This window comes from Gottfriedia acidiceleris, from assembly GCF_004138285.1.
Taxonomy (GTDB): domain Bacteria; phylum Bacillota; class Bacilli; order Bacillales; family Bacillaceae_G; genus Gottfriedia; species Gottfriedia acidiceleris_A.
Window position 1 is genome coordinate 1 of the sequence record NZ_SCFN01000039.1, and the last position, 1,873, is coordinate 1,873.

The 1,873-nt window shown below is 30.3% G+C and carries 3 protein-coding genes; all 3 read left to right on the top strand.

Annotation, left to right across the window (positions count from 1 at the left end):
- Positions 1-104 precede the first annotated feature (104 nt).
- The 3 genes from EP747_RS23615 (at position 105) to EP747_RS23625 (ending at position 1,813) form a co-directional block, all read left to right on the top strand.
- Positions 105-458 carry a hypothetical protein gene (locus tag EP747_RS23615; RefSeq protein ID WP_129692426.1) on the top strand — a complete coding sequence of 118 codons (354 nt, stop codon included), beginning with the start codon at positions 105-107 and terminating at the stop codon, positions 456-458.
- Positions 459-683: 225 nt separating this feature from the next.
- Positions 684-1,250, top strand: coding sequence for a VanZ family protein (locus EP747_RS23620; protein WP_129692427.1), 567 nt, complete (start codon positions 684-686; stop codon positions 1,248-1,250).
- Between the two features lie 176 nt (positions 1,251-1,426).
- On the top strand, positions 1,427-1,813 hold the full coding sequence (locus EP747_RS23625) for a hypothetical protein (RefSeq protein WP_129692428.1): 387 nt from the start codon (positions 1,427-1,429) through the stop codon (positions 1,811-1,813).
- Positions 1,814-1,873: the final 60 nt, after the last annotated feature.

Consider the following 1,873-nt stretch of genomic DNA (forward strand, 5'->3'; position numbering starts at 1 on the left):
GAATTAGGAAATAAAGGGATTTTAGTTATAGAAGAGAAATATTTATTAGTCCGTATAGTGATGATTTATTTGTTACGAATATTAATTAAATCGGGGTGATGAAATTGCAAAAATATTTTCATATAATCTTGAGTGTTGTTTTATCAGCAATCATTTTGTCTGGCTGCGGTAACGATAAAGAAGAAAAAGCATCTTCACAATCAATAGCAGCAATCGTTTATCATACACTATCAGATGGCGAAAAAGCAGAATTAACAAATAGCGAACCAGATGGTGATGGGAAAGTAGAACGAAAAGTAGTTACAAAAGAAATCGCACAACTAACGGACAAAAGTTACGATGGAAAAGAAGTTTATGCTGTAACTTTCAAAGTGAAGGATAACAATTTGTTAGGAGATATCACAGTTTATTTCGATGGTGAAACTAGGAAAGTAATCGGTAGAGGTATTAGGGAATAAATGATAGGAAAACCCTTATTTTATTTAACTTTTTTATAAAGAGAACTGTTCCCTTTTTGGTGTACCACTAACGCAGTGCGTTAGTGGTACACCATGAGTTGCTTTGGCAGCTCATTTTTTTATTCAACAAAATAGCAGTTTAGTTATATAAGAAAACTTCCAAAAACTGGATAAAATTTATGTTAAAATGAGTTTATTCTATGTATTTAGGGAGGAAGAAAAATAGTGATTCAATTATGGAGAGCATTTGGTGATATTGTTCCTATATTTATCATAATCGTCTTAGCTATGGGTTTTACTACATACTTTGTTATCAAGAAGAAGAACACTAATTTTAAAAGAGTGGTTGTAAATAATTTATTTGTGATTAGCATTATTGCTATCTTATTAATAACTGTTTTTCCACTTTCTTATGGTATAGCAATGCCCCGAGTAGTGAACTTTGTACCATTTATAGGAATGTATGATATTATATTTAATTCTGTTGATATTACAGTGCCAATTCGTAATTTAGGATTGAATATTCTATTATTCATTCCATTTGGATTACTTCTTTCTTTACGTAAATCATCTAAGAGAATAATTCTAAATGTAACCTTCATGGGATTATTGTTATCTTTGTTTATCGAAATCGTTCAATATATTGTCCCAATGGGGCGTGCATCAGACATTGATGATTTGATATTAAATACTTTAGGGGCATATTTTGGTTATGTAATTTGGAAATTTTTAAACAAGAAATCTTCAAATATATTCACAATGAAATCAGAAAAAACCATTGAACGTCAATAATGTGAACTTAAATTTTATGCAACTAACGCATGCTTTAGATTAACAATGAATGACCGCTTCGGCAGTTTTTTTTATTCAACAAAATGGCAGATTAGTTGCATAAGGAAAGGACTCAATGAGTGATAACTCGAATATATAAAGTAGTGTTTAGGAGGCATATGAGGGGTGAGAACTTTGTGAGAAGATTATTCTTTTACACTTGTTTATTACTATTTATAGCAAGTTTAATGTCTTGTCAAAAAAAAGAGGATGGAGTATCTTTTGAATCAATCTATACAGCTAAAGACATAACAAAAATCGTATATGGAAAAAACGGAAACCTTAAAGAAATAACTAACCTTGAGAGTATTAATAACTGGGTAGATAATGTCAGAAAGATGAAGTTTATTCGTGACGAAAATCAAGAAAAACGAGCTTTTCTTTTACTTTTCGATGACGGTTGCATTGTAAAAGCTTATCGTAAAGATAAAGAAATTGGAGACTTTAAACTTTTAGAATTAAAAGGTGTGTACTATAAGGAAAATACCGAATTTGATAAACAAGTAAAGTCTTTATGTAAATAGAATTTTGATGTTTTCTTATGCAACTAACGCATGCGTTAGTTCAACAACATGACCGACTAT